This is a genomic window from Rhizobium sp. P1_B8 (assembly GCF_056406515.1).
On record NZ_JBFTZZ010000004.1, the window covers coordinates 205,822 to 229,382 of the forward strand.

Consider the following 23,561-nt stretch of genomic DNA (forward strand, 5'->3'; position numbering starts at 1 on the left):
ATAGAGGGCGGAGGATTGCGTGACCAATGCCCGGCTTATATGCTCGGGCATCGAAAGCAATGATCCCGGCCACCATGCAGCCCAAGCCTCTCCCGACGTCTGAACAGCCCGTCGTCGCCATTATCGGCGGCGGTGTCTCCGGCGCCGGCGTCGCCTATCATCTCGCGAGAGCCGACTGCGGCGAGCGCCCTGCCATCATGGTCTTCGAGCCGCGCGCCGAACTCGGCCGCGGCCTTGCCTATGACACGGCCGATCCGGCCCACCGCATCAATGTTCCCGCCGCCAAGATGAGCCTGCAGCCCGATGACCTGGGCGAATTCCTGGCCTGGATCGAAGCCCGCGACGCCGTCGCCGGCGACCCTGAGGCCAGGCAGCCCGATGGCTCGCTCTTCCCGCGGCGCCGGCTCTTCGGCGAATATGTCGCCTCGCTGCTGAAGCCGCTGCTGGAAGACGGTAGCGTGCGTCATTGCCGCGCTGCGGTGACGGCTGTCGAAGCCCGTGCCGGCCGTTGGTCGATCCGCGACGACAGAGGCGGCGTGACGGAGGCCGATATCGTCGCGATCGCCACCAGCCATCCGCCGCCGGTAGCCCCCGGCCGGCTTGCGAGCCGGCTTGCCGCCCATCCCCGTTTCGTCGCCGACACCACCAAGCCGGATGCGCTCGACGTGATCCGCCCGCATGACCGGGTGCTGGTCATCGGCAATGGCCTGACGGCCGCCGATGTCATTGCCTCGCTGGCGCAGCGCGGGCATGACGGTTCGGTGACCGCGATCTCGCGCCGCGGTCTGCGGTCTCGCGGCCATGCGCCGGTGCCGCAGGAGCTCTTCGGCGATTTCGTCTCCAATGCCGCCCATTCCGCCATATCGTTGTTGGCAGCGATCCGCACTGCCATAAAAGCGGCGAAGGCAGAGGGCATAAGCTGGCATGGCGTGATCGATCAGGTGCGGGCGCAGGGATACGATCTCTGGCAGGCGCTACCGGTTGCCGAACGACGCCGTCTCGTCCGCCATCTGCGTCCCTATTGGGATGTGCATCGTTTCCGTATCGCCCCGCAGGTCGAGGCCGTGCTCGACGCAGCGATTGCCTCGGGCCGTCTGGATATCCTGGCCGGGTCGGTTGCCGATGCGCGCATCGAGGGCGAACTCATTCTTTGCACCCTGCAGCCGCGTCATCAGCGTCAGCTGTTGGAGCGGCGCTATGACGCCGTCGTTGTCACCACCGGCCCGGCGCATGGTGGCATTCTCGAAACCCAGCCCTGGCTCGCGGCACTTGCGGCAAGCGGCCACCTATCGCTCGATCCGACCGGCCTTGGCCTTGCCTGTAACCAGCATTCGCAAGCGATCGGCCCGTCCGGACATGCAGATCCTTCGCTGCTGATCTCCGGCCCGTTGGCACGCGGCACGTTCGGCGAGCTGATGGGCCTACCGCAGGTGACCGAGCATGCGTTCTTCATCGCCGGCGAGATCGCCGAAAAGCTGCGGACCAGCGCGACGAATAGGCATCCTGCCTGATTTTCCACCAATATGTCGCTCTTCGACTGTCCCCGGTGAGCGACTTCTGATAGTCACTCGGCCACCAATTCCCGCCCGGCATTCGGGCGGCCAGAAATATCGAGACCATGTCGCAGGCTGCCTCCACCCTTTCCGAAGCCTCGCCTTCCAATCGTTTCGCCCTCGCGGCGCTGCTTCTCGGCGGGGCGGCGATCGGCGGCTCGCCGATCTTCGTCAGACTGTCCGAGGTCGGACCGATGGCGACGGCCTTCTGGCGCGTGGCGCTGGCGCTGATCCCGATCCTCATCGTCTCGCTGCTGAAGAAGGATGCGGGGCCAAAGCCGCAGAGCCTTTCCGACTATGGCATGCTGATTCTGCCAGGCGTCATGCTGGCGCTCGACCTGGGCGCCTGGCACCTTTCGCTCACCATGACGTCGGTCGCCAATGCGACGCTGCTGGCCAACCTCGCACCGGTTTTCGTCACGCTGATCGCCTTCCTCTTCTTCAGCGCGAGGATCAGCCGCATCTTCATGCTCGGACTTGCCGTGGCTCTCTCCGGCCTCGTCATTTTGAAGGGCGGGCCCGCAGCCATTGGCAACGGCGATTTCAGCGGCGATGGCATCGCGATGATCGCCGCCTTCTTCTATGCCTGCTACATCCTGGCGATCGGCAGGCTGCGCAGCCGGTTCGATACGATCCGCATCATGTTGTGGAGCACAGCCTGCGCTGCGGTCTGCATCTTTCCGATCGGCCTGATCTACGAGGGCCATATGCTGCCCGCAACCGTCTACGGCTGGTCGATCGTTTTCGGCCTGGCCTTTATCAGCCATGCCGGCGGGCAGGTGGCGATCACCTATGCGCTGGCCTATCTGCCGGCGGCCTTTTCCTCGCTGACGCTGCTGTTGCAGCCGGTTGTTGCGGCCATTCTCGCCTGGGCGTTGCTCAACGAGGCGATCGGGACGATGCAGGCGCTCGGCGGCGGCGTCGTGCTGGCCGGCATCATGGTTGCCCGCCGCGGTTGATCGTCAGCGATTTTCCTGCAGCAGCCATTTCTGGATGATCGGAATGTCGGCATCGCCGAGATCGTGGCCGCCGGGGATGACGTCGGAATCGACGGTGGCGCCTGAACTCTTCAGCCTCTCTTCCAACTCGCTCGCATATTTGCCGTAGGCATCCGTCTTGCCGCTGATGACGAGCAGGTCCGTGCCTTTCAGATCGGCATGCGGATAGTCGCTGAGCACAGGCATGGAGCGCAGCAGCACCGCCTTGTGAACCAGGTTCGGGTGCAGGTAGAGCAGCGAGTTCAAAAGGTTGGCGCCATTCGAGTAGCCGACATAAACGACCTTCTGAGGATCGAGCCCGTAGGATTTGACGGCGCCCTCGATGAAGGCCGCGAAGGCCTCCGCCTCGGTCTTGATGTCGTTCTGGTCGAAGGAGAAGGGAGTAATGCGCTTGTACCAGCGTGGAAACCCTTCCTCCGTCGCCCGGCCGCGCACGCCGAGCAGCGTCGCCCGCGGCGCCGCCTTGTTCAGCAGCGGCATCAGCGTCGTCTCGTTGCCGCCGGAGCCGTGCAGCAGCACGAAGACGCTGCCATCGGGGTCCGGGGGCGTATAGAAGCGATGGACGAATGGCAGCTCGCGATAATTGATGCGCGGCTGACCGGGCATTGAAAATTGCGGCAGCATCACCTTCAGGTCATGGAGATTGGTGATGGCTTCGGGTGGCGCGAAGAGCTTGCCCCCGAGGGCGGCGTGCTCTTCGTCCACGGTCATGCCCGGCTTGTCGGTCGCAAGCTCCACCAGCGTGCCGCCGGGCTCGCGCGCATAAAGCGAGCGGAAATATTTGCGGTCGTGCATATTGGTCGGCGACGCGTCGGTCGCCTCGAGCGCCTTGCGCACCGAAAGCAGCGCCTCCTCGTCGGCGGCGCGGAAGGCGACGTGATCGACCGTGCCGGTGCCCGGCGCACCGGACCAGAAGCCACGTGCATCGCGCACGTCGATAATGTCGCCGGACTGCGACACCAGCCTGTCGATCGTGCCGCGGCTGGCCTGCAAACGGTAACCGAAATGGCTCTCGAGGAAGCTGCGGCTTTCGGCGGGCTTCTCCGTCAGCATGGTGGCGCCGCGCACCCGCTGGATGGCATGCTCGACCGGGATCGAGGCGCCGTCCCAGGCGGCCGGCGATACCAGGTTCTTTGCGCCTGCGAGCTTGAGGATGATGTTATCTGGGTCCTTCAGCCGCAGGACGGGCTCACCGAATTCGTCGGCCGGGCCCTCTGAGCGCAGGCCGAAACTCATGGCGCGCGTCAGCCAGTAGCCGATGCTGGCAGGGTCGATCGACAGCGATATTTCGCTGATCTGGCCATAGCCGGCCCGGCCGGGCGCGCCATCTTCCCAGGCGAGGAAGGTCAGCAGCGACCCCGGCGTCCCTGCCGCATCGCCATAGAAGAGATGAAGTTGCGTCGCGTCCTCGTAACCGGCTGTCTGCTTGACGAGCCGCATGCCGAGAAATCCCGCGTAGAAGTCCACGTTCGCCTGCACCTTTCGGGTGACGGCCGTGACGTGATGTATGCCTGATACCATCGAGAGCAGTCCTGATTGAAGCGGCGTCGTCAGGAGCGCGAGTATGAGAGCTGCGAAGGTCATACCGTTGCCAATGACGATCGCTTAGTTTTGTTCCGCACAAAGCGCAAGCGAATCGCCGCGCTGCAACAACTCCAAATGTTCAACATCTTCGAGCGCCTCTTCCAGTTGCTGCAGGGTCGGCGGCTTGACCATATAGGCGCGCGCGCCGAGATTTCTGGCCCGTCGCATGTCGCTCTCGTCGCTTGACGTGCTGAGGATGCAGACGGGAATTTGCTTGAGGCGGACGTCGGCTGAAAGCGCATGCAGCACCTCGAAGCCGTCCATGATCGGCATGTTGATGTCGAGCAGCATCAGGTCGATCTGCGGCACATCGGCGATGCCTGCGCGTTCTTCGAGCAGCCGCATTGCCTCGCGTCCGTTGGTGGCGACATGCAGGTTGAAATTCACCTTCTCCCGCCGCATCAGCTTGATCTTCAGAATCTGGATGTCGGCCGGGCTGTCTTCCACCAGCAGCACCTCGGCCAGCCTGCCCGAACCTTCGCCTGGCTGCTCCGCCGGCTTGGCGCTGTGCGGGATGACCGACGCGGCAGGCGGCGTGGACCTCACCTCGGCGAGCGGCACTTCGAGAATGAAGGTGGCGCCCGGCCCATTTTCCGCCTCGCACCAGATCGAGCCGCCATGCATCTGCGCGATGCGGCGGCAGATGGCAAGGCCGAGCCCGGTGCCTTCGATGCCACGACCGACGAGGCGCTTGAACGGCTGGAAAATCAGTTCGCGATGCTCCGGATCGATGCCAGGCCCGTTGTCACCCACGGTGAGGCGGCAGATATCGCCCTGCGCTTCGCCTATGATGCTGATCTCCGGAACCTTCTGCTCGCAATAGCGGATGGCATTCGACACCAGGTTCTGCAGGAGCTGGGTCAGCAGCGTCGCATCGCCCATGACCTCCGGCAGCGCCCCGCGGATGATGACGGCGCCGCGGCTTTCGGTCTGCTGACGCAGATTGTCCTCTACCTGGTCGAGCACGGCCGATAGCGAGACCGGCCTGAGCTCCAGCCCGCCGTAGGCCTCGAGCTTGGTGAAACCCGAGACTTTGACGATCAGGTCTTCCATATGGTCGGCGGCGCTGAGTACGTAATCAAGCAACTCCCGGTCTTCGGCCGGGAGCGCGGCAGAGCCGTGCAGGATGCGGCTGAAGGATTTGATCGTCCGGAGCGGCTCCTTCAGATCATGGGCCATGGCGCGAGTGAAGATCTCCAGCGATTGTCGCTTCTGCTCCAGCTTTGCTTCCAGCATGCCGTGCATGATGGCGTTCTGTATGCAGCGATGCAGTGTTTCAGGCGAAAGCGAATCCTTTGTCAGATAGTCGCGTGCCCCGCTCTTCATCACCTCGACGGCGACGGTTTCGTTGCCCTGGCCGGTCAGCATGATGACGTTGGCGGCGGGGTCATCCTCCAGGATATCGGCAAGAACGCCGAGCCCGTCGCGCCCAGGCAGCGAATAGTCGAGCAGGATGCAGTCCGGCCGTTTCCGGCCGTTCAGTGCAAGGCCCTCTTCGCCCGTCTCCGCCTCCACGACGGTATAGGCGGTGCTGGAAACGCGGCCCAATATGCGGCGATAGACCTCGCGATCGTCGATGTTGTCGTCGATGATGAGAATGGAGCAGTGTTCCGCCAATCTGTCAGTCCTCGAGCGGCAGGATGGCGATTTCGAACCAGTATTCCTTCAGCCGCTGGATCGCGGCGAAGAGCCCGTCGAGATCGACCGGCTTCTGCACATAGGTATTGGCGCCGAGCGCATAGCAGCCTTCGATGTCACGTTCGTCGTCGGAGGTCGTGAGGATCACCACCGGGATCTTGCGCCAGCCGGCATTCGACTTGATCGCCTCCAGCGTCTTGCGGCCGTCAAGGCCCGGCATGTTGAGATCGAGCAAGATCAGTCCCGGTTTCGGCACCATCGAGGCGAGCATGTCGAGCGCTTCCTGACCGGAAGCCGCCCAGCGGATCGAGTTGCGCAGGTTGGTGCGTTTGAAGGCGCGCATCGTCGCTTCGAAATCGTCTTCGCTGTCTTCGACGATCAGGATCGGTTGCGTGTCACGCTGCTGCATTTTGCCCCTCGCGCTTTTTTCCCAAGGTGAAATAGAATGTTGTGCCGGTGCCGACCTCGGATTCCAGCCAGATATCGCCATTGTGCCGCGCGATGATCTTGCGCACGAAGGTAAGGCCTGCTCCGGTGCCGTCGTCGGAATCCTGCGACTTTTCCAGCCGCTTGAAAATGCGGAAAATATCCTCGTGGAATTCCTGCGGAATGCCCTTGCCGTTATCCTTAACGAAAAACACGTTGCGGGCAACCGTGCCGTCCTTGCCGACGAACCGGTCGAGGTAACCGATCGAGACGAGCGGCGCCGGCTTGTCGTTGTATTTGATCGCATTGGTAATGAGATTGCGGAACACTTCGGTCAGCCGCGGCGCGTCGCAGACCACCTCCGGCAGCCGGCCGTCAATGATGACCTTGGCATGCCGCTCCTCCAGCAACAACTCCATCGTCGCGACGACATCCTTGACGATCAGGCCGATATCGGTGCGTTTGACCGCCAGCTGCTGACGCCCGAGCCGGGAGAAATAAAGTAGGTCGTTGACGAGTTTCTCCATGCGTTGGCTGAGACGCACGAGCCGGTTCAGCCGGCGCACGCCGTCCTCGTCGAGCTTGTCTTCATAGTCCTCCAGAAGGAAGCGGGAGTGGTTGTGCAGGCCGCGCAGCGGCTCTTTGAGATCATGCGAGGCGATATAAGCGAATTCATCGAGGTCGTGGTTGCTGCGCTCGAGCTCGGCCGTATAGGCCTCGAGCTGGGAAAGCGTCGTTTTCATCCGTTCTTCCTGCCGGACGCGCTCGCTGATGTCGCGCACGATACCGACGAAGGTCTTTGTCTGGCCGGTGACGACGGCGCTGATGGAAACATCGATCGGAAAGACGATGCCGTTCTTGCGTCGTCCGGAGACCATGCGCGTCGTGCCGATGATGCGCTCCTCGCCGGTCTGCCGGTAATGGGCGAGATAGCCGTCGTGCTCGGAATGGTAGGGTTCGGGCATCAGCATCTTGATGTTCCGGCCGATGGTCTCCTGCGGGGAGTAGCCGAACATGCTTTCAGCCGCCGGATTGAAATTCTTGATCGTTCCACGTTCGTCGATGACGACGACGGCATCAGGGGTGCCGCGCACCAGCGCGCCGAAGCGGACGCGCTCGCCTTCCAGGTGATGGGTGTTGCGCCTGAAATAGTAGACGAGGAGCGCGATCAGCCAGAGCGTGGCAGCCGTAATAGTGCGGTTGGCGATCTCCTGCCAGAACGCCGCCTCATTGTGCCTGACGGCGAAGAAGCCGAGCATCAACAGCACGGTGCAGGCAAAGGCGAAGAAAAGCGGCGCATTTCTGTTGCCGAACCAGAGCGCCGTCAGCACCAGCGGCACATAGAGGATGCCGTTGGCGACACCCAGCGGCGTATAGAGATCGACGAGAAGGCCGGTGAAGCAGACCGCGGCCGGGATCCAGAGCGGGATCTGCGCCCGGTTTGCCGGCTGCATCCACCAGGAGCGGGCGAGAAGCCCCGAGCCGAAGATCACAATGCCGATCGCCGTATGCAGCGCCATTGCCGCATAGGGACCCCAGCGGTAACCCTGTTCGGCATCGGTGACATAGCCGGCCAGCGCGATCATGCCGAGCGTGACAACGACGTAGCTCGTCAGTTCCTGCACCACCTGGCTTTTTTTCTCCATGTGGAGCGAGAGCAGCAGCGAAAGATTGGCGAGCAAGAAGACCAACGCCGTGTTCGGTCCCATGCCGCCGCCGATCTTGGCGATGAAATCGGGCGGAACCAGGAAGCGCGTGATCAACACGTCGACATTGTGAAAAGTCCGCCCGATCGTGACGATTTCCACGAGCCGGGCCGCAGCGATCGCCGCCGCAAGCCCCGCCGTGATCGTTGCCGTCACCCGAAAGCGGCGGGCCGCCAGTGTCGAGGCGGCAAGCCCCACGCCGGAAAGCACGAAGCACAGCGCGGTGTTGAAGGCCATCGACGGAAAGCCAGGAACCAGCGAAATGACAATCTCGACCTGCAGCAGCCAGCCGGCAAGGGCAGTCACGCCGAGAAGGAACATCAGGCAGCCGACCGCAATCGCAAAGGCACGGTAGTGCCGCCTTGGCTGGTCCTGCAGGTCCACGTTGCCCTGATCCTGCACCCGTGTGTCCTCCTTCGGTTCGCGCGGCCATCTTTTCCGAAATCGAGGAATACTCAATAGGCAAGGCGGGGCGGTGCCACGCTTTTTGCGAAATGATCTGCGATGAGGTATATCGAATTTCAGTGGAACCGCGATATGGTGATGTCGAAGGACAGCGAGGTTCATTCGAACAATATCCAAATTTCGGTGCTAGATGACCACCCTATTTTATGTCGACGACAGCAAGGATGACCTCTTCTATCTCGACTATATCTGCAGAAAGCAGCAGATAGACGTCGATCTATTCTGTTTCTCCGCAGCCGAAATGGCGCTGGAGGCGCTGGAGACGCGCGCGGCGGAAGGCAAGACACCGCCTGACGTGCTGGTCGCCGATCTCTACATGCCACTCGATAGCGGCATCGGCCTGATCACTCGGTTGCGCCTGGATGATCGTTTCAAGGCGATGCGGCTTGCTATCTGCAGCGGATCGGATGCTGCCGAGGACCGCGCGCGCTCACTCGATGCCGGCGCCGATGTCTATCTGGAAAAGCCACTTGACCTTGCCTCGATCATTCTCAATCTTGAGATGTAGAATACGGCGAAAGCCGGATGACCTGTTCCCCCTCATTCGTCCAAGCCATATGACGAACCGCAATTGACAAGGTCGAGGACGCATCACAAGATGCAACCGGAGCGAAGAATATGGAACGCAAAATAAGCGCTGAGAGAACCGATCAACCCGCGTTCGCCGCCACGAACATCAGCCAACCCCTTAGCTGAATGGGTCTATCGGCTCTCTCGCGCTTACGTCTGGCACTGCCTTCTCGCATTCATGGATGTTGAATGCAGGAAGAATACGATACCCAGGTAAGAACTACTGCCCCTCAGTAAAATCTGCCCGTGCATCACCTGTCGTTGAGATAATTGATGATTTCCGCCTTACATATCGAAAGTCCCCGTTTTCGATATCCCTCATCAACCGTCTCGCAATTTTTGTAGCTCTTCGCGTTTAAGACGTATATCCCAAGATTTCGGGATTAGAGGTATTGGCGGGAGGAGAGGAAGAGTTGGAATGAGCAATGCCCCGGCAATTCCCTTTCATGCCGGACCGGAGCTTAGCCGGGCGATCAACCGCACCGATTTTTTCCGTCTGCTGAAGTCGGCGGCGCAGCATTACAACTTCAACAATTTCGCGCTTGCCCGCATTTCCGAGGCTTCGGCCCCTTTCGGTGAACGTGATATCGTCATCACCAATGTCGCTGAGCGACGTGTCGGCCTTTTCATCACGACGTTGAAGGAAGCGCTCGGGACCGTCCGGGCAAAGAGCGCCCAGTTCCTGGCAACGCCGGTCCATGGCAGGAGCGCACAGCCGGAAGCTTACCCGTCCAATCTTGTTTTCAACGAATTCCTGAGCGGCGTCTTTCTCTTCATCCCGCTATTTACGCCGGAAGGGCGGCGATATTGCCTCGTGCTCAGCGGCGAGCGTCAGGAGCCGGATCAGAGTGAGATCGCCGACATGCTTCTCGACGCCATGCGCATTTTCGACAAGCTCTACGAGGAAATCCTGACGCCGGAAATGTCCGGACGGCTGACCCAGCGCGAATCGGAAATCGTCAAATGGACGAGCGAAGGCAAGACGTCGGCGGAAATCGCCATCATTCTCGGTCTGTCCGAACATACGGTCAATTCGCACATCACCGCGGCCGCGCGCAAACTTGACGCTGTCAACCGCGTTCATATGGTGGCGATCGCCTTGAGGAATGGTTTGGTTTCGTGAAGTTGGTTTCGGGATTGGGGAAATGAGACGATGATCACCGAAACGAGCCGAAGGAACACTGTCAAGGTTCTCTTTGTCGATGACGAATTCATCGAATTCCGTGCGCTCAAGAAGAAGATCGCCGATCTCTCCGAGCCGGCCGTCGAGGTTGAATATTCGCCATCGATCGGTGACGCGCTGGAAAAGATCCGCTTGGCGCGCTTCGATCTCATCCTGCTCGACAACCGCCTGCTGCCCAATGCCGATTTTCGCGAAACGGTGCCGGAGCTGCGGGGCATCGGTTACACCGGCCCGATCGGCGTTGTCTCGACCGATATATCGGGCGGCTATTTCCAGGAATTCCCGGATTACGGCGTCGATTTCCGCATCGGCAAGGACGAAATCGATGCCCAGGCGCTGCAGCACATCATCCGCGAATATGTGACCTATGACGTCCCGGATTTCTGGAAGGACGATTACAGCATCTAACCATCAAGCGATGGGAAGGCGGATGATGAAACAGCTGCCGCTTGCATCCGAATGTTCGAGGCTGATATCGCCGCCAAGCGCCGTCAGAAACTCCCGCGCCGTCGTCAGTCCGAGACCGGCGCCCTGGACTGCTCCCGGCTTCGGCAATTTCCAGAACGGCTCGAATATCCGCTCCCGATAAGCCGGATCGATGCCCATCCCATTGTCGGCAATCCGGATGAACCAGTCCGTCCCCTCGCGCTCCGCGGCAATGGCCACACGCGGCGACACTTCGCTGCGATAGGTGAGGGCATTGGTCAGCAGATGCCGCAGCACCAGACCGAAGAGGGCAGGGTCGGTACGGATGGAAGGCAGGCCGTCGCTTTCAAGCGTTGCCTCACGGACCGCCGTCTCATCGGTCAGTTCGCCCCAGACATTTTCGGCCAACGCCTGCAGATCGATCTCTTCAGGCGTCACCTGAGGTGTGCCGCCGGCAAGGCTCATCAACGCCTTGGTGAGACGCTGCGCCGTCTGCGCCTTTTCCATGATCATCCGGAGGCTCTGAAGCTGTTCGCCGTCGAGCGTCTCCTCGAGATCGTCGAGCAGCAGCTCGGCATACATGGCGATATGACGGAGCGGCGATTGCAGGTCGTGCGAGGCGGTTGCGAGAAAACGCTTGATGCGCTCCTCGCTGTCTCCGGCAACGGTGGTTTCCGGCGGTCTCGTCGGGTCGGATGACATCTGGCGGTTTCCCCGATCTCAATTGCAGCGCCGCGCGTCTTCTCAGACGCGCTAAGGACGCTCTAACACTTTGAATTGGCACATAATGCAGCAGCCGACAATAGAAAGAGGGCGCCGGCTCTGCAACCGGCGCCCTCTTCAAAGATGCGTTAAATACGGGGATTTAGCTGGCGGACTTGCGCGGGCGACCCTGTTCCGGAGGGATGATCTCGACTGCCGCATCGGTTGCCGGTGCCTTGGCATGGCGCCGGCGCCAGTCGCCCAGGAAGAGCAGGATGGGTGCTGCGATGAAGATCGACGAGGCGCCGGCCACGAGAATGCCGAAAACCATCGGGATCGCGAAGCTCGAGACGGCACTACCGCCCCAGATCGCCATCGGCACCAGAGCGAGGAAGGCCGTCGCATTGGTGTAGAGGCTTCGCGCCAAGGTCTCGTTGATCGACTTGTCGATGATCTCGCGCAGCGGCATCGACTTATAGAGTCGCATGTTTTCGCGCATGCGGTCATAGACGACGACCTTGTCGTTCACCGAGTAACCGACGAGCGTCAGAATGGCGGCGATCGCCGTCAGATTGAAGTCGAGGCCGGTGATCGCGAAGAAGCCGATCGCCTTGGTGACGTCGAGCACCAGCGTGACGATGGCGCCGACGGCAAACGGCCATTCGAACCGTACCCAGATATAGATGAGCATCGCGAAGCTTGCGATCACGACCGACAGGATACCGGCCCAGGCAAGCTCGCCGCTGACCTTTGGACCGATGACGTCGGTGCCCTCGATAGTGGCGGTCGGATCGATCTTGGCGACTTCGGCCTTCAGCTTGGTCACCGCTGCCGTCTGTGCCTCTTCGCCGCCTTCCTGTCGTTGGGCACGAACGAGAATGCTGTTCTTGTCACCGAAGGACTGCAGCGAGATTTCGCCGAGACCGAGGGTGTTCAGGCCTTCACGGAACGTCGCGAGATCAGCCGGGGCGGTGGTCCTGACGGCCATCTGGATGCCGCCGCGGAAATCGACGCCGTAATTGAGGCCGGGATGAATGAAGAGCACGACCGAGGCGATCGAAAGCAGTGCCGAAACGGTGACGCCGAAGAAGCGCGCCTTCATGAACTGGATGTGCTTGTCATAAGGGCTGAACGGGATCAACGGCCGGATATTCAGCACTTTGAGCTTGCTGCGGCGGGTGATCTCGATCATCGCGACGCGCACGAAGGCGACGGAGGTGAACATCGAGATGATGAGGCCGAGCGCCATGGTCACGGCAAAGCCGCGAACCGGTCCGGAGCCGAAATAGAACAGGATGGCTGCAGCAATCAGCGCCGTCATGTTGCCGTCGATGATGGTCGAATAGGCACGGCGGAAACCGGTGTCGATGGCGGCGAAGGCGCTCCTGCCCTTTCGCGTTTCTTCGCGGATGCGCTCGTTGATGAGAACGTTGGCGTCGACCGCAAGGCCGATACCGAGAACGATACCGGCAATGCCCGGCAGCGTCAGCGTCGCCCCAACCAGCGTAAGCGCCGAGAAGGTCAGGATCGTGTGAATCAACAGTGCGATATTCGCCAGGAAGCCCCAGGTGCCATAGAGGACGAAGATGAAGACTGCGACGAGGACAAAGCCGACGATGCCGGAATAAATGCCCATCTTGATCGCGTCGGCGCCGAGGTCGGCGCCGACGGTGCGCTCTTCGATGACCGTCAGCTTGGCGGGCAGGGCGCCGGCGCGCAGCATGGCGGCAAGCGTCGTGGCGCTGTCGGCCGAGAAGCTGCCCGAGATCTGGCCGGAACCGCCGGTGATCGGCTCGCGGATAACAGGCGCGCTCAGCACCTTGTCGTCGAGGACGATGGCGAAGGGATTGCCGACATTCTGGCGGGTAATCTCGGCAAAGCGGGTGGCGCCGGCGCTGTCGAAGCGGAAGCTGACGACCGGCTCATGCGTGTTCGGGTCGAAGCCGACGCGGGCATCCGAAAGGCGGTCGCCGGAGATTTCGACGCGGTCGAGGACCGGATAGGATCGGCCTTCATCGTCCTTCAGCATGGTCACGCCGGGTCCGGGCGCATTGTTCGGCGCCAGCATGTGGAACGACATCTTGGCGGTGGAACCGAGAAGTTCGCGCAGGCGTGACGGATCCTGCGCGCCCGGAAGCTGGACGAGCACGCGGTTGGCGCCGATGCGCTGAATGGTCGGCTCGGAGACGCCGACCTGGTCGACGCGCTGGCGGATGACTTCGAGGCTCTGCTGGACGGCATTGTCGACATTGGCGGAGATGCCGGCCGGCGAGAAGCCGACGGTGATGGTGGCGCCGTTCGCAGTGACATCAAGATCGGCCTGGCCGGCGCTCAGGCCGGTGCTGATCGGGTTGGCGAGCGTCTTGAGTTCGGTGACGGCAGCATCGCTCTGCGAGGCATCGGCGAGCGTCACGACGATCTGGTTCTGGCTGCGGACGACGGCTTTCGGCTGGATGCCCTTTTCGCGCAGCACGCGGCGCGCGTCCTGAAGCAGCGATTGCAGCCGCTCCTTGGTCAGGTCGGCTTCGTCGACTTCCAGAACGAGGTGCGAGCCGCCGCGAAGGTCGAGGCCGAGCGACACCTGCTCATGCGGCAGCCAGGCCGGCACGCGCTGGAGGACGGATTGCGGCAGGACGTTCGGCAGGGCGATCAATAGGCCGAGTAGGATGATCACCGTATAGGTGAACACCAGCCATGGTGAAGTACGCATGTTGTATTCCTTGATATCGAGGGCCGGCGCTCGGGCGCTGGCGGCATGTCGTCAATGTCGGAAGCGCCGATCGGCGCGAGCGTCAGGCAGCGACCGGCGGTGCGCGCGGCTGATGGGTCCTGGAGACTGCGGCGTGAAGCGAAGCTTCGAATGCCGGAAAAGCGGCTGATATGTTCCAGCCGGCGAAATCAAGGGCCGGAGCGGCGGCAAGGGCAGGCGAGCCGGCGTCATGTGCCGTCTGCTTCGGCGCAAGCTTGCGCTCCGTGGCAAGCAGCCCACGCACGGTGTCGCGCGCAGTCAACTGCGGCGGCTGCGGATCTCGACCGGAAGAGGAAAGCGTATTGACGGCAGCGGCTGGCGAGATCACCAGATTGCCGCCGAAAAGCAGGCCGAGATAGGCAAGGATGGCGACGAGGAGAGAAGCGGCGATACGGCTCGTCAGACGGTGCTGGTCCAGCTCCATCTTCTCCGTCCCGGCGATGTCACTCCCGTATCGGCTCAAAAGCGCGCCAATCTCTCATTCTCTTCCCGGCGGAGGGTCATCCGTCGGCATAATTGTATCAGGCCCATGCCCGTCTTCATAGGGCACACTCTCATGATGCACTTGGGCGAGCCGGTCAACCATGCCAAGCGCGATTTCACGCTCGCCCATGATGACGGTGTCGGCGCCATAGTGCTTCAGCTCATCGACCTCGGCGTCGGAATGGGCGCGGGCGACGATGAGGATCGACGGATTGACGCCGCGCGCCTGCTCGGCAATGCGGCAGGCCTCGAAGGCGTTGGGGATGGCGATGGCAATGCTGCGGGCGCCGGAAAGATTGGCAAGGTCGAGCGTTTCCCGCATCACTGCATTGCCCGCCAGGGTTTCGATACCCTGCACCTTCAGCTCGCCGATGCGCTTGTCGGAGTCCTCGATGACGAGAAAAGGTGTGGCTGACGACTTGAGATTCTGTCCGACGATGCTGCCAACCCGCCCGTAGCCGACGAGAATGGCGTGGCCGCTGAGAGCCGTCGGGTGCACCTCGTCATCTTCAGACGCCATCTCCTCCTGCGCTGCTATCGCATCTGCAGCGGGAGCAGGGTCCGCCACGACGTCTTCGCGCTTTGCACCATCCAGCAGCGGCCGCATGCGGTCGCAGAGGAAAAACAGCAGCGGATTGAGGATGATCGAGATGATGGCGCCGGCAAGGATCAGATCGCGGCCTTCCTCCGGCAGCAGTCCCAGTTCGACGCCGAGGGCGGCGAGGATGAAGGAGAATTCGCCGATCTGGCCGAGGCTGGCCGAAATCGTCAGCGCGGTGCCGAGCGGTTTCTTGAAGGCGAGCACGATCAGGAGCGCTGCGACTGACTTGCCGATGACGATGATGAAGATGGTGGCAAGGATCGGCAGCGGTTTGTCGATCAGGATGTTCGGATCGAACAGCATGCCGACAGAGACAAAGAACAGCACGGCAAAGGCGTCGCGCAGCGGCAGGCTTTCCTGTGCTGCGCGATGGCTGAGCTCGCTTTCGGCAAGCACCATGCCGGCAAAGAAGGCGCCGAGCGCCAGCGATACGCCGAAGAGCTTTGCCGCTCCGAAGGCGACGCCGAGCGCGATCGCCAGCACTCCAAGCCGGAAGAGCTCGCGCGAACCGGTATGGGCGATGCGGTGCATCGTCCATGGAATGAGCTTACGACCGAAGACCAGCATCAGCGCCACGAACAGCGCCACCTTGACCAGCGTCATGGCTATCATGCCGCCGATGCCGAGATCGAGGTCGAACAGGCGGCTCAGCGCGGCCGAGAGCGGCTCGACGGGAGCGTGACCCTCACCGCCGATGCTGGCTGCGGCCGGAATCAGCACCAGCGCCAGCACCATGGCGAGATCCTCGACGATCAGCCAGCCGACGGCGATCCTGCCGCGCTCCGTCTCGACCAGGCGCCGCTCCTGCAGCGCTTTCAAGAGCACAACGGTGGAGGCGACCGAAAGCGCCAGGCCGAAGACCAGACTGCCGCCGGTCGGCCAGCCCATGAAGGCGCCAAGCCCCCAGCCGAGCAGTGTCGCAAAGGCGATCTGCACGATCGCGCCGGGCACGGCGATGCCGCGCACCGATAGCAGGTCTTTCAGGGAGAAGTGCAGCCCGACGCCGAACATCAGCAGAATGACGCCGATTTCGGCCAGCTCCGGCGCAAGGTTCTGATCCGCCACATAACCTGGCGTATGTGGCCCCACAAGCACGCCGGCGATGAGATAACCGACGAGCGGCGGCATCCGCAGCCGATGGGCGAAGGCGCCGAAGATGAAAGCCAGCACGAGGCCGCCGACGATTGTCGAAATCAAGGGCGTATCGTGTGGCATTGCTGTCTCCCGATCTGGAAATCCCGTTCGTAATATGACATATATGGTCTATATCGACCAATATGGGCAACTTGAAATCATGGGTCAAGGCGCAAGGGAAACAATTCTCACTCCCCCTCTCTGTCGCGCGGCGCGCGGACTGCTCGACTGGACTCAGACCGATCTTGCCGAGAGGGCTGCCGTCTCGCGCAGCACCATCCGCGATTATGAAGGCCGGCACCACGACATCCACCGCGCGACGGAGGCGCAGCTCCGCCTCGCCTTCGAGGAGGGCGGCGTCAAATTCGTGGAGATCGAAGGGGCGGGCACCGGCCTTTGCCTGCCTGATCCAGCCGGCTGAACCGGCTTAGGGTGCCAGGCAGGTGGCCGAGACCTTGTAGATGGAAAGCGTCTTGCCCTTGTAGTTGCCTTCCGTCGGCTGCCAGTTCTTCAGCACCTCGGGCGTCTCGGTGGCGCAGGTGAAGGCCCCGTCCGTCAGGAAAAGCACCTTGCCGCTGATGTCGGCAGGCAGAGCGAATTCCTGCTCGTAATAGCTCTCCGGAAGGCCCGCGGGCGCTCGCGCATAGATCCTGTAGGACGCATCGCGGAGCGTATAGAAGAGATCGGCGACCATGTCGCGATTGTCGGTGACGATGATGTCGGTGCCGGCTTGAGCGGCGAGTGCGGCGGCCTCGCGGCTGACCTCGGCGCGGCCGAGATAGCGCTTCATCAGCTCGTCGCCGTTCGGCAGCAGCAATTGATGCGGAAAGATCGTCGCCAGCGGAAAAAGCAGGCTGGCGATGCCGTTGATGGTCAACGACAGCCTGAGGCCCTTCGGCCACATCCGGTAAAGCAGCCAGACGGCAAGGATGGTCCCGGCGACATAGGCGGTCACCGCCCAGTTGGCGTAGGCCTTGGCGACCGTTGCCTGTAGCGTGATGAGCACCACCACCGGCATCGACAGCCAGACCAGTATCTTTTCCCGATCGTCGCTCCTGCCCTTGACCATACGGTAGACCGCCCAGAGCATCGCGAAGAAGATGATCGGCCCGACGACGCCGAACTGGGCGGAGAAGAATTCAAGCCCGCGACGGACATTGATACCGAGTTCGCTCCAATGGGCGATATCCTGCGTATGCCGCACCGTCGTGTTGTCGTGCTGCAGGTTCCACCAGAGGTTCGGCAGGGCGACGACGGCCGCGACCGCGACCGCGATGATGCAATCCCGGATGGCGATGCGCGCCGCCGGAATGAGGAGGAGGGCAAGCGCGCCGCCCGGAACGACGAACAGCACGGCATATTTCGTCAGGAAGGCGAGGCCGACGCTAAGGCCCATGACGAGCGCCAGCCCGACCGAGCGTCGCTGCGTCAGGCCGAAATAGGCAAGCAGCGCGATCGCGATGAAGAACAGCAGGATCACGTCGGTCGAGAAGAACACCGAAGAAAGCGCAACGCCGGGGAGCGTGATGTAGGTGGCGCCCGTCCAGCCTTCGATCTCCGGCCCGACGAAACGTTTTGCCGTCTTCATCAGCACCAGTGCCGCCGCCATGTGGATCAGCGGTCCGAGCAGCCTGATCCAATAGATGGCGTTGGAGCCGGAAAGCTCGGTCATCGCCCGGATCACCCAGGCAATCATCGGCGGCTTGGAATAATAGCCGAGATCGAGATTCTGCGACCAGAACCAGTACTGCGCCTCGTCGACGAAAAGGTCCGTCGCATCGAAATTGAGCGTGACGACGCGCCAGAGCGTGAAGCCAAGAACGATGAGGAGACCAGATCTGGGGGACATGAACCGATAGTTCCGCTGACATGAAAGGCGCGAGTGCGATACACCAAAGGTGCCGGACTGCCAACGGGGAAGGGTGGGTCTAGTGCATCGGCCCGAAAATAGGAATCGATTTTCGGAAAGCACGATGCGTAGATTCAAAGTGTTAGAGCGTCCTTTGTGCGTCCGAAAGGACGCACGGCGCTCTAATGCATGTCGCGCAAAACTGTGCAGCGGTTTTGCGACAACAACATGCGTAAAACAGAGAGCTAAATCGCGAGGAGCGAATCCGAAAGAATCGCGATGCGCTTTAGAACACCCGAAGCGCGCGGAGATCGCGGTTTGCAGCGAGAAAATCGAGACGGGCGACGGCGGCAAGCAGCGTCATTGCAATCAAGCAGGAACCCAATCCGAGAACAATCATTGCTCTGTCCTTGTCGACGTCATGTCTTGGTTATCGACCGGCATATAACACGGAGCTTGCGTGTGCCTTGTAGCAGCCGTGCAACTCCGCAGCAGTATTTGCTGTGAACGGCCTTGAATTGCTTCAAAAGCCTGCACCGCGAAAGGCTTATTAACCTTCAAGCAAGGAATTAACCATAAACATTGGGTTACACGTCGGAATGGGAAGATGCACTCGTTCCCACCAGGCATGACGCCGTCCCGCCGTACCGGGTTGATCCGGTATCCATCTCTTCAGACAGCTCCGAAACATAGCTGATCAGGGGGCTCGATCCGCCGGTTGCGACCGGTGGTGAGGACCGTCTCCACGCTTCGCGTTCATCGGATGCTGCGAAAGTTTTTGGCCGGGCCTTTGCCCGGAAAGTGGTTGGGGACAGGCGTTGAGGCAGGATATGCCATCAGATCAGGCTCGTGGCGCGCAGGCAGGCAGCTTGCGCGACCGCCTGCGCTTTGCCGGTCTCGACGCCGACCAGTGCGATCTGGTGCGCCGCAACCGGCCGGCCCTCGAAGCGCATCTGAAGGCGGGCCTCAGGGATCTCTTCCACAGGTTCCAGTCATTCCCCGACGCCTCGCGCAATTTCGAGAGCGAGCGCCAGGTCGACCGCCTGCACGATCTGCAGTCCTCGCATTGGGACGTGCTGACGGATGCGCGGTTCGACAGCCTCTATGCCGAGCGCGTCAAGGTTCTCTCCGATACCGAAAGCAAAATGGGCCTCGACCCGCGCTGGCACGTGGCCGGCCATGCCGTCATGCTGGAGCATGTCGTTTCCGGTCTCGCCGAGGAGATCGCCGGCCGTCCGCTGTTGCCGTCGGCCAAGCGCCGCACCCGCGAAATCTCCGACCTGATGACGGCGATCATCCGCATTGTCATGGTCGATGTGGAAATTGCCGTCTCGCTCCGCTTCAACGCGCTGCGCGCCGGGGAGCAGCGTGCGCTTGCCGACCAGCGCGCCGACAACGAGGCCGAGATCGCCCGGATCTTCGGCGATGTCATCGACGGTCTTTCCGCACGCGACCTGACGCGACGCGCGCCCGTCGACGGCGTCTATGCCGGGATTGCCGCCGCGCTGAACGGAGCGTTGGATGGCCTCCAGGCCGAGTTCGCCGCCATCACCGAGTGCACGGTCAAGGCGGAAGCGGCGACGGGCTCGCTTGCCGGTCTGTCGCGGCAGTTCGCCGGCACGGCTTCTGGCCAGGCCGATCGGCTGCAGCTTTCCGCTGCGGCCCTTGCCGGCATCGCCGGCAGTGTGCGCGATGGTGCTGCCGACAGCCGCGCTGCAGAACAGGCGGCCGCCACGACGCGCGCTGCCGTCGAGGCAAGCGGCGAGGTCGTCGGCCGCGCGATCAGCGCCATGGCCGATATCGAGCAGTCGGCCGAAAAGATCGGCCAGATCATCGGCGCGATCGACGAGATCGCCTTCCAGACCAATCTTCTGGCGCTGAATGCCGGTATCGAGGCCGCTCGCGCCGGCGATTCCGGCCGCGGTTTTGCCGTCGTCGCCCAGGAAGTTCGCGCCCTTGCCCAGCGCTCGGCCGAAGCCGCCCGCGAGATCAAGACGCTGGTGACGACGACCAAGGCGCAAGTCGACGCCGGCGTGCAGATGGTCGGGCGCACGCAGGATTCGATCGGCAGCATCGTGCGTCAGGTCACCGACATCAACGCCGCCATCGCCGGCATCGCCACTCGAACCGGCGAACATGCCGCCAACCTCGACAGCGTGACTTCAGACGTCAAGGGCCTGGGTGGCGAAGTGGCGGATAGTGCCGGCCTTGCGGAGCGCTCCGCTGAAGGCGCCGACCACCTCCACACCGTCATTCTCGAGCTCGGCCAGACGATTCGCGAATTCCGCATCGCCCGGGAAAATGCCACTGCCGGGCGTCAAGCACCGGTTCGCGTGACACCGCCGCGCGCCATCGAGGCCGCCGCCCGTCCGGCACCGGCCGTGGACGAATACGAAAATGACGATTTTGGCCTTCCACAGCCCTTCGCAGGCGTCGGAGGTGGGCGGAATGTTTACTAACCTATCGGATGATTGCCTCAGCTCGTCTTTTTGGGCCGGGGATAAGGGGACAAGGAAAAGCTGATGGCAGCAAAGAAGAGTGGCAAGACGCTGGATTTGACAGCGGTGCTCGACCTCAACGAGGCTTCCGCCTTGCGCGATAAACTCCTCTCCCTCCGGGGTAGCGGTCTTTCGATAGACGCTTCCGGCGTCGAACGGATCGGTGCTCTTTGCGCCCAGGTTCTGATGTCCGCCGAGAAGACCTGGGAGCAGGACAAGCAGCCGTTCACCTTCTCCAAGGTGTCCGACGCATTTCAGAAAACGATGCAGCTGGTTGGCGTCAATATTGACCACCTGCTTGCCAAGGAGATTCGGCAATGAAGAAAAAAGTGCTCACCGTGGATGATTCCCGCACCATCCGAAACATGCTTCTCGTGACGCTGAACAATGCCGGCTTCGAGACGATACAGGCGGAAGACGGCATCGAGGGCCTCGAGGTTCTCGAAGAGTCCAACCCTGACGTCATCGTGACCGACATCAACATGCCGCGCCTCGACGGTTTCGGCTTCATCGAAGGTGTCCGCCGCAACGAGAAATATCGGGCGATCCCGATCCTGGTCCTAACCACCGAAAGCGATGCGGAAAAGAAGAACCGCGCCCGCCAGGCCGGTGCCACGGGCTGGATCGTCAAGCCTTTCGACCCGGCCAAGCTGATCGATGCCATTGAGCGTGTAACCGCTTAAACCCAGGATTTGCTCCTATGGATATGAACGAAATCAAAGAGATCTTTTTCCAGGAGTGCGAGGAACAGCTCGCCGAGCTGGAATCCGGTCTTCTGAAAATGAATGATGGCGATCGCGATCCGGAAACCGTCAACGCGGTGTTCCGTGCCGTGCATTCGATCAAGGGTGGCGCCGGCGCCTTCGGCCTTGACGATCTGGTAGCCTTCGCCCATGTTTTCGAGACCACTCTCGATTGCGTTCGATCCAACAAGCTTGAGCCGAATCAGGATGTCCTGAAGGTGATGCTGAAGTCGGCCGACGTGCTCGCCGACCTGACGAACGCCGCACGCGACGGCGGCAGCGTCGATGAAAGCCGCAGCCGCGGCCTCGTCAAGGAACTTGAGGCGTTGGCCAACGGCGAATTGCCGTCTCCCTCGGCATCGTCCGAAGCGCCGGCGCCGAAGGCCGCCGCAAAGGCTGCTCCGGCCGCTCCGGCGCCGACCCCCAAGCCGACCGACGACAGCGGCTTCCAGCCAGTCCCCTTTTCCTTTGACGATTTTGGCGGCGAGGGCGATGCGGGCGGCATGCCGGCCTATGAAGTCATCTTCAAGCCGCGCTACGAACTCTATTCCAAGGGCAATGACGCCACCCTGCTGCTGCGCGACCTCTCGCGCCTCGGCGAAATGACCATCTACTGCAATACGGATGAGCTGCCGGGCCTCGAGGAACTCGATCCGGAAGGCGCCTATTTCTTCTGGAACGTCACGATCAAGACGGACAAAGGCGAGGACGCTATTCGCACCGTCTTCGAATTCGCCGAGTGGGATTGCGAACTGACGGTGAAGCCGGTCGAAGAAGCAAGGGCGGACGCGACCAGCAACGACGAACTGCCGATGGTGCCGGTCCCCTTCGATCTGTCGATCCTGGACGAAACGGGCGCAACGGAAGAGGTTTCCGCCTCAGACGCGCGGGCCGAGGAGACGGCCGCAGCCGTTGCCGCCGCCGAAACTGCCTCCAACGTCACGCAGATGGCCGCAGCCGCCGCCCGCGTCGAGAAGAAGGAATCGGCAGCCGCCGCAGCGGCCGCAGCAAGTGCTGCCGCCCAGAACAATGCCGCCGGTGCCGGCCAGACGATCCGCGTCGATCTCGACCGTGTCGACCGCCTGATCAACCTCGTCGGCGAATTGGTCATCAACCAGGCGATGCTGTCGCAGAGTGTCATCGAGAATGACACGACCGGCACCTCCTCGATCAATATGGGCCTCGAAGAGCTGCAGCAGCTCACCCGCGAGATCCAGGACTCGGTCATGGCGATCCGCGCGCAGCCGGTGAAGCCGGTGTTCCAGCGCATGTCGCGTATCGTCCGCGAAATCGCCGACATGACCGGCAAATCGATCCGCCTCATCACTGAAGGTGAAAACACCGAAGTCGACAAGACGGTCATCGACAAGCTGGCCGAGCCGCTGACCCACATGATCCGCAACGCCGTCGACCACGGCATCGAAACACCCGAAAAGCGCGCAGCTGCCGGCAAGAACACCGAAGGCACGGTCCGCCTCACCGCCAAGCATCGTTCGGGACGCATCCTGATCGAGCTTGCCGACGACGGCGCCGGCATCAACCGCGAGAAGGTCCGCCAGAAGGCGATCGACAACGACCTCATCCCGGCCGACGCCAACCTGTCGGACGAGGAAATCGACAACCTGATCTTCCTGCCGGGCTTCTCGACGGCCGACAAGATCTCCGACATCTCCGGCCGCGGCGTCGGCATGGACGTCGTCAAGCGCTCGATCCAGGCGCTCGGCGGCCGCATCAACATCACCTCGAAGCCGGGCCACGGTTCGGTCTTCACCATGAGCCTGCCGCTGACGCTCGCCGTCCTCGACGGCATGGTAGTCACCGTCGCCGGCCAGACGCTGGTCGTGCCGCTGACCGCGATCGTCGAAACCCTGCAGCCGGAAGCTGCCGCGATCCATTCCTTCGGTGCCAACCACCGGCTGATCTCGATCCGCAACAGCTTCTGCCCGCTGGTCGATGTCGGCCGCATCCTGAACTTCCGCGCCACCCAGGCCAATCCGGTCGAGGGCGTGGCGCTTCTGGTGGAATCCGAAGGCGGCGGCCAGCGCGCCCTGATGGTCGACGCCATCCAGGGTCAGCGCCAGGTGGTCATCAAGAGCCTGGAAGCAAACTACACCCACGTGCCGGGCATTGCTGCCGCCACAATCCTCGGCGACGGCCGCGTGGCTCTCATCCTCGATGTCGACGCGGTTGTCGGCGCCTCGCGCGGCCAGTCGCTCAAAGCGGAAATGTCGTTAGCAGCGGTGGGCTAAGGGA

19 protein-coding genes are annotated in these 23,561 nt (G+C 62.2%); 10 read left to right on the forward strand and 9 right to left on the reverse strand.

What is annotated here, in order from left to right; translation table 11 throughout:
• The first annotated feature begins 26 nt into the window (after nucleotides 1-26).
• Nucleotides 27-1,511: an FAD/NAD(P)-binding protein gene (locus tag AC1D2N_RS07885; protein ID WP_197728222.1), complete on the forward strand. Its 1,485-nt coding sequence runs from the start codon at nucleotides 27-29 to the stop codon at nucleotides 1,509-1,511.
• 107 nt (nucleotides 1,512-1,618) lie between these two features.
• Nucleotides 1,619-2,512 (forward strand): DMT family transporter, encoded by an 894-nt coding sequence (locus AC1D2N_RS07890; RefSeq protein ID WP_130651726.1) that lies wholly within the window; start codon nucleotides 1,619-1,621, stop codon nucleotides 2,510-2,512.
• 3 nt (nucleotides 2,513-2,515) lie between these two features.
• Here AC1D2N_RS07890 and AC1D2N_RS07895 read toward each other — a convergent pair whose 3' ends face one another.
• The 4 genes from AC1D2N_RS07895 to AC1D2N_RS07910 are packed head-to-tail and all read right to left on the reverse strand — an operon-like array spanning nucleotide 2,516 to nucleotide 8,472.
• Nucleotides 2,516-4,135, reverse strand: coding sequence for a VOC family protein (locus tag AC1D2N_RS07895; protein WP_197728223.1), 1,620 nt, complete (start codon nucleotides 4,133-4,135; stop codon nucleotides 2,516-2,518).
• 21 nt (nucleotides 4,136-4,156) lie between these two features.
• Nucleotides 4,157-5,752 carry a response regulator gene (locus AC1D2N_RS07900; RefSeq protein ID WP_018244781.1) on the reverse strand — a complete coding sequence of 532 codons (1,596 nt, stop codon included), beginning with the start codon at nucleotides 5,750-5,752 and terminating at the stop codon, nucleotides 4,157-4,159.
• Nucleotides 5,753-5,756: 4 nt separating this feature from the next.
• On the reverse strand, nucleotides 5,757-6,182 hold the full coding sequence (locus AC1D2N_RS07905; protein ID WP_018244782.1) for a response regulator: 426 nt from the start codon (nucleotides 6,180-6,182) through the stop codon (nucleotides 5,757-5,759).
• Nucleotides 6,169-8,472, reverse strand: coding sequence for a sensor histidine kinase (locus tag AC1D2N_RS07910; RefSeq protein ID WP_197728224.1), 2,304 nt, complete (start codon nucleotides 8,470-8,472; stop codon nucleotides 6,169-6,171). Before AC1D2N_RS07910 ends, AC1D2N_RS07905 begins: the two co-directional genes overlap by 14 nt.
• A 28-nt stretch (nucleotides 8,473-8,500) precedes the next feature.
• On the opposite strand from AC1D2N_RS07910, the gene AC1D2N_RS07915 reads away from it, so the two are divergent.
• The 3 genes from AC1D2N_RS07915 to AC1D2N_RS07925 all read left to right on the forward strand — a co-directional run bounded on the left by AC1D2N_RS07915 (nucleotide 8,501) and on the right by AC1D2N_RS07925 (nucleotide 10,531).
• A complete protein-coding gene (locus AC1D2N_RS07915) occupies nucleotides 8,501-8,878 on the forward strand; it encodes a response regulator (protein WP_018445831.1) in 378 nt (125 codons plus the stop codon).
• Nucleotides 8,879-9,358: 480 nt separating this feature from the next.
• On the forward strand, nucleotides 9,359-10,063 hold the full coding sequence (locus AC1D2N_RS07920) for a response regulator transcription factor (protein WP_018244785.1): 705 nt from the start codon (nucleotides 9,359-9,361) through the stop codon (nucleotides 10,061-10,063).
• A 30-nt stretch (nucleotides 10,064-10,093) separates the two neighbouring features.
• The gene (locus AC1D2N_RS07925) at nucleotides 10,094-10,531 is read left to right on the forward strand and encodes a response regulator (protein WP_018445830.1); all 438 of its coding nucleotides are present in this window, start codon (nucleotides 10,094-10,096) and stop codon (nucleotides 10,529-10,531) included.
• Between the two features lie 3 nt (nucleotides 10,532-10,534).
• On the opposite strand, the gene AC1D2N_RS07930 is transcribed toward AC1D2N_RS07925, so the two are convergent.
• From AC1D2N_RS07930 to ybaL, 4 genes are all read right to left on the reverse strand, one after another.
• Nucleotides 10,535-11,251 (reverse strand): sensor histidine kinase, encoded by a 717-nt coding sequence (locus AC1D2N_RS07930; protein ID WP_018244787.1) that lies wholly within the window; start codon nucleotides 11,249-11,251, stop codon nucleotides 10,535-10,537.
• Between the two features lie 163 nt (nucleotides 11,252-11,414).
• Nucleotides 11,415-13,961, reverse strand: a complete 2,547-nt coding sequence (gene secD, locus AC1D2N_RS07935) for a protein translocase subunit SecD (protein WP_130651728.1) — start codon at nucleotides 13,959-13,961, stop codon at nucleotides 11,415-11,417.
• 82 nt (nucleotides 13,962-14,043) lie between these two features.
• Nucleotides 14,044-14,424 (reverse strand): hypothetical protein, encoded by a 381-nt coding sequence (locus AC1D2N_RS07940; RefSeq protein ID WP_018445829.1) that lies wholly within the window; start codon nucleotides 14,422-14,424, stop codon nucleotides 14,044-14,046.
• A gap of 54 nt (nucleotides 14,425-14,478) precedes the next feature.
• Complete coding sequence (ybaL, locus tag AC1D2N_RS07945) at nucleotides 14,479-16,299, reverse strand: YbaL family putative K(+) efflux transporter (RefSeq protein WP_130651729.1); 1,821 nt, start codon at nucleotides 16,297-16,299, stop codon at nucleotides 14,479-14,481.
• A gap of 34 nt (nucleotides 16,300-16,333) precedes the next feature.
• Here ybaL and AC1D2N_RS07950 point away from each other — a divergent pair, with 34 nt between their 5' ends.
• A complete protein-coding gene (locus tag AC1D2N_RS07950) occupies nucleotides 16,334-16,639 on the forward strand; it encodes a helix-turn-helix transcriptional regulator (RefSeq protein ID WP_018244791.1) in 306 nt (101 codons plus the stop codon).
• 6 nt (nucleotides 16,640-16,645) lie between these two features.
• On the opposite strand, the gene AC1D2N_RS07955 is transcribed toward AC1D2N_RS07950, so the two are convergent.
• The gene (locus AC1D2N_RS07955; RefSeq protein ID WP_018244792.1) at nucleotides 16,646-18,067 is read right to left on the reverse strand and encodes an ArnT family glycosyltransferase; all 1,422 of its coding nucleotides are present in this window, start codon (nucleotides 18,065-18,067) and stop codon (nucleotides 16,646-16,648) included.
• Nucleotides 18,068-18,897: 830 nt separating this feature from the next.
• On the opposite strand from AC1D2N_RS07955, the gene AC1D2N_RS07960 reads away from it, so the two are divergent.
• From AC1D2N_RS07960 to AC1D2N_RS07975, 4 genes are all read left to right on the forward strand, one after another.
• Nucleotides 18,898-20,526, forward strand: coding sequence for a globin-coupled sensor protein (locus AC1D2N_RS07960; RefSeq protein ID WP_477981061.1), 1,629 nt, complete (start codon nucleotides 18,898-18,900; stop codon nucleotides 20,524-20,526).
• 63 nt (nucleotides 20,527-20,589) lie between these two features.
• A complete protein-coding gene (locus AC1D2N_RS07965) occupies nucleotides 20,590-20,886 on the forward strand; it encodes an STAS domain-containing protein (RefSeq protein ID WP_003545491.1) in 297 nt (98 codons plus the stop codon).
• A complete protein-coding gene (cheY1, locus tag AC1D2N_RS07970) occupies nucleotides 20,883-21,248 on the forward strand; it encodes a chemotaxis response regulator CheY1 (protein ID WP_003545492.1) in 366 nt (121 codons plus the stop codon). Before AC1D2N_RS07965 ends, cheY1 begins: the two co-directional genes overlap by 4 nt.
• A gap of 17 nt (nucleotides 21,249-21,265) precedes the next feature.
• Nucleotides 21,266-23,557, forward strand: coding sequence for a chemotaxis protein CheA (locus AC1D2N_RS07975; RefSeq protein WP_018244794.1), 2,292 nt, complete (start codon nucleotides 21,266-21,268; stop codon nucleotides 23,555-23,557).
• Nucleotides 23,558-23,561 lie beyond the last annotated feature (4 nt).

What these genes read in the sequence shown, in the direction of transcription:
- AC1D2N_RS07885 (WP_197728222.1), top strand. Translation starts at nt 27, where the DNA reads ATGCCCGGCTTATATGCTCGGGCATCGAAAGCAATGATCCCGGCCACC.
- AC1D2N_RS07890 (WP_130651726.1), top strand. Translation starts at nt 1,619, where the DNA reads ATGTCGCAGGCTGCCTCCACCCTTTCCGAAGCCTCGCCTTCCAATCGT.
- AC1D2N_RS07895 (WP_197728223.1), bottom strand. Translation starts at nt 4,135, where the DNA reads ATGACCTTCGCAGCTCTCATACTCGCGCTCCTGACGACGCCGCTTCAA.
- AC1D2N_RS07905 (WP_018244782.1), bottom strand. Translation starts at nt 6,182, where the DNA reads ATGCAGCAGCGTGACACGCAACCGATCCTGATCGTCGAAGACAGCGAA.
- AC1D2N_RS07910 (WP_197728224.1), bottom strand. Translation starts at nt 8,472, where the DNA reads ATGAACCTCGCTGTCCTTCGACATCACCATATCGCGGTTCCACTGAAA.
- AC1D2N_RS07915 (WP_018445831.1), top strand. Translation starts at nt 8,501, where the DNA reads ATGACCACCCTATTTTATGTCGACGACAGCAAGGATGACCTCTTCTAT.
- AC1D2N_RS07920 (WP_018244785.1), top strand. Translation starts at nt 9,359, where the DNA reads ATGAGCAATGCCCCGGCAATTCCCTTTCATGCCGGACCGGAGCTTAGC.
- AC1D2N_RS07925 (WP_018445830.1), top strand. Translation starts at nt 10,094, where the DNA reads ATGATCACCGAAACGAGCCGAAGGAACACTGTCAAGGTTCTCTTTGTC.
- AC1D2N_RS07930 (WP_018244787.1), bottom strand. Translation starts at nt 11,251, where the DNA reads ATGTCATCCGACCCGACGAGACCGCCGGAAACCACCGTTGCCGGAGAC.
- secD (WP_130651728.1), bottom strand. Translation starts at nt 13,961, where the DNA reads ATGCGTACTTCACCATGGCTGGTGTTCACCTATACGGTGATCATCCTA.
- AC1D2N_RS07940 (WP_018445829.1), bottom strand. Translation starts at nt 14,424, where the DNA reads ATGGAGCTGGACCAGCACCGTCTGACGAGCCGTATCGCCGCTTCTCTC.
- ybaL (WP_130651729.1), bottom strand. Translation starts at nt 16,299, where the DNA reads ATGCCACACGATACGCCCTTGATTTCGACAATCGTCGGCGGCCTCGTG.
- AC1D2N_RS07950 (WP_018244791.1), top strand. Translation starts at nt 16,334, where the DNA reads ATGACATATATGGTCTATATCGACCAATATGGGCAACTTGAAATCATG.
- AC1D2N_RS07955 (WP_018244792.1), bottom strand. Translation starts at nt 18,067, where the DNA reads ATGTCCCCCAGATCTGGTCTCCTCATCGTTCTTGGCTTCACGCTCTGG.
- AC1D2N_RS07960 (WP_477981061.1), top strand. Translation starts at nt 18,898, where the DNA reads ATGCCATCAGATCAGGCTCGTGGCGCGCAGGCAGGCAGCTTGCGCGAC.
- AC1D2N_RS07965 (WP_003545491.1), top strand. Translation starts at nt 20,590, where the DNA reads ATGGCAGCAAAGAAGAGTGGCAAGACGCTGGATTTGACAGCGGTGCTC.
- cheY1 (WP_003545492.1), top strand. Translation starts at nt 20,883, where the DNA reads ATGAAGAAAAAAGTGCTCACCGTGGATGATTCCCGCACCATCCGAAAC.
- AC1D2N_RS07975 (WP_018244794.1), top strand. Translation starts at nt 21,266, where the DNA reads ATGGATATGAACGAAATCAAAGAGATCTTTTTCCAGGAGTGCGAGGAA.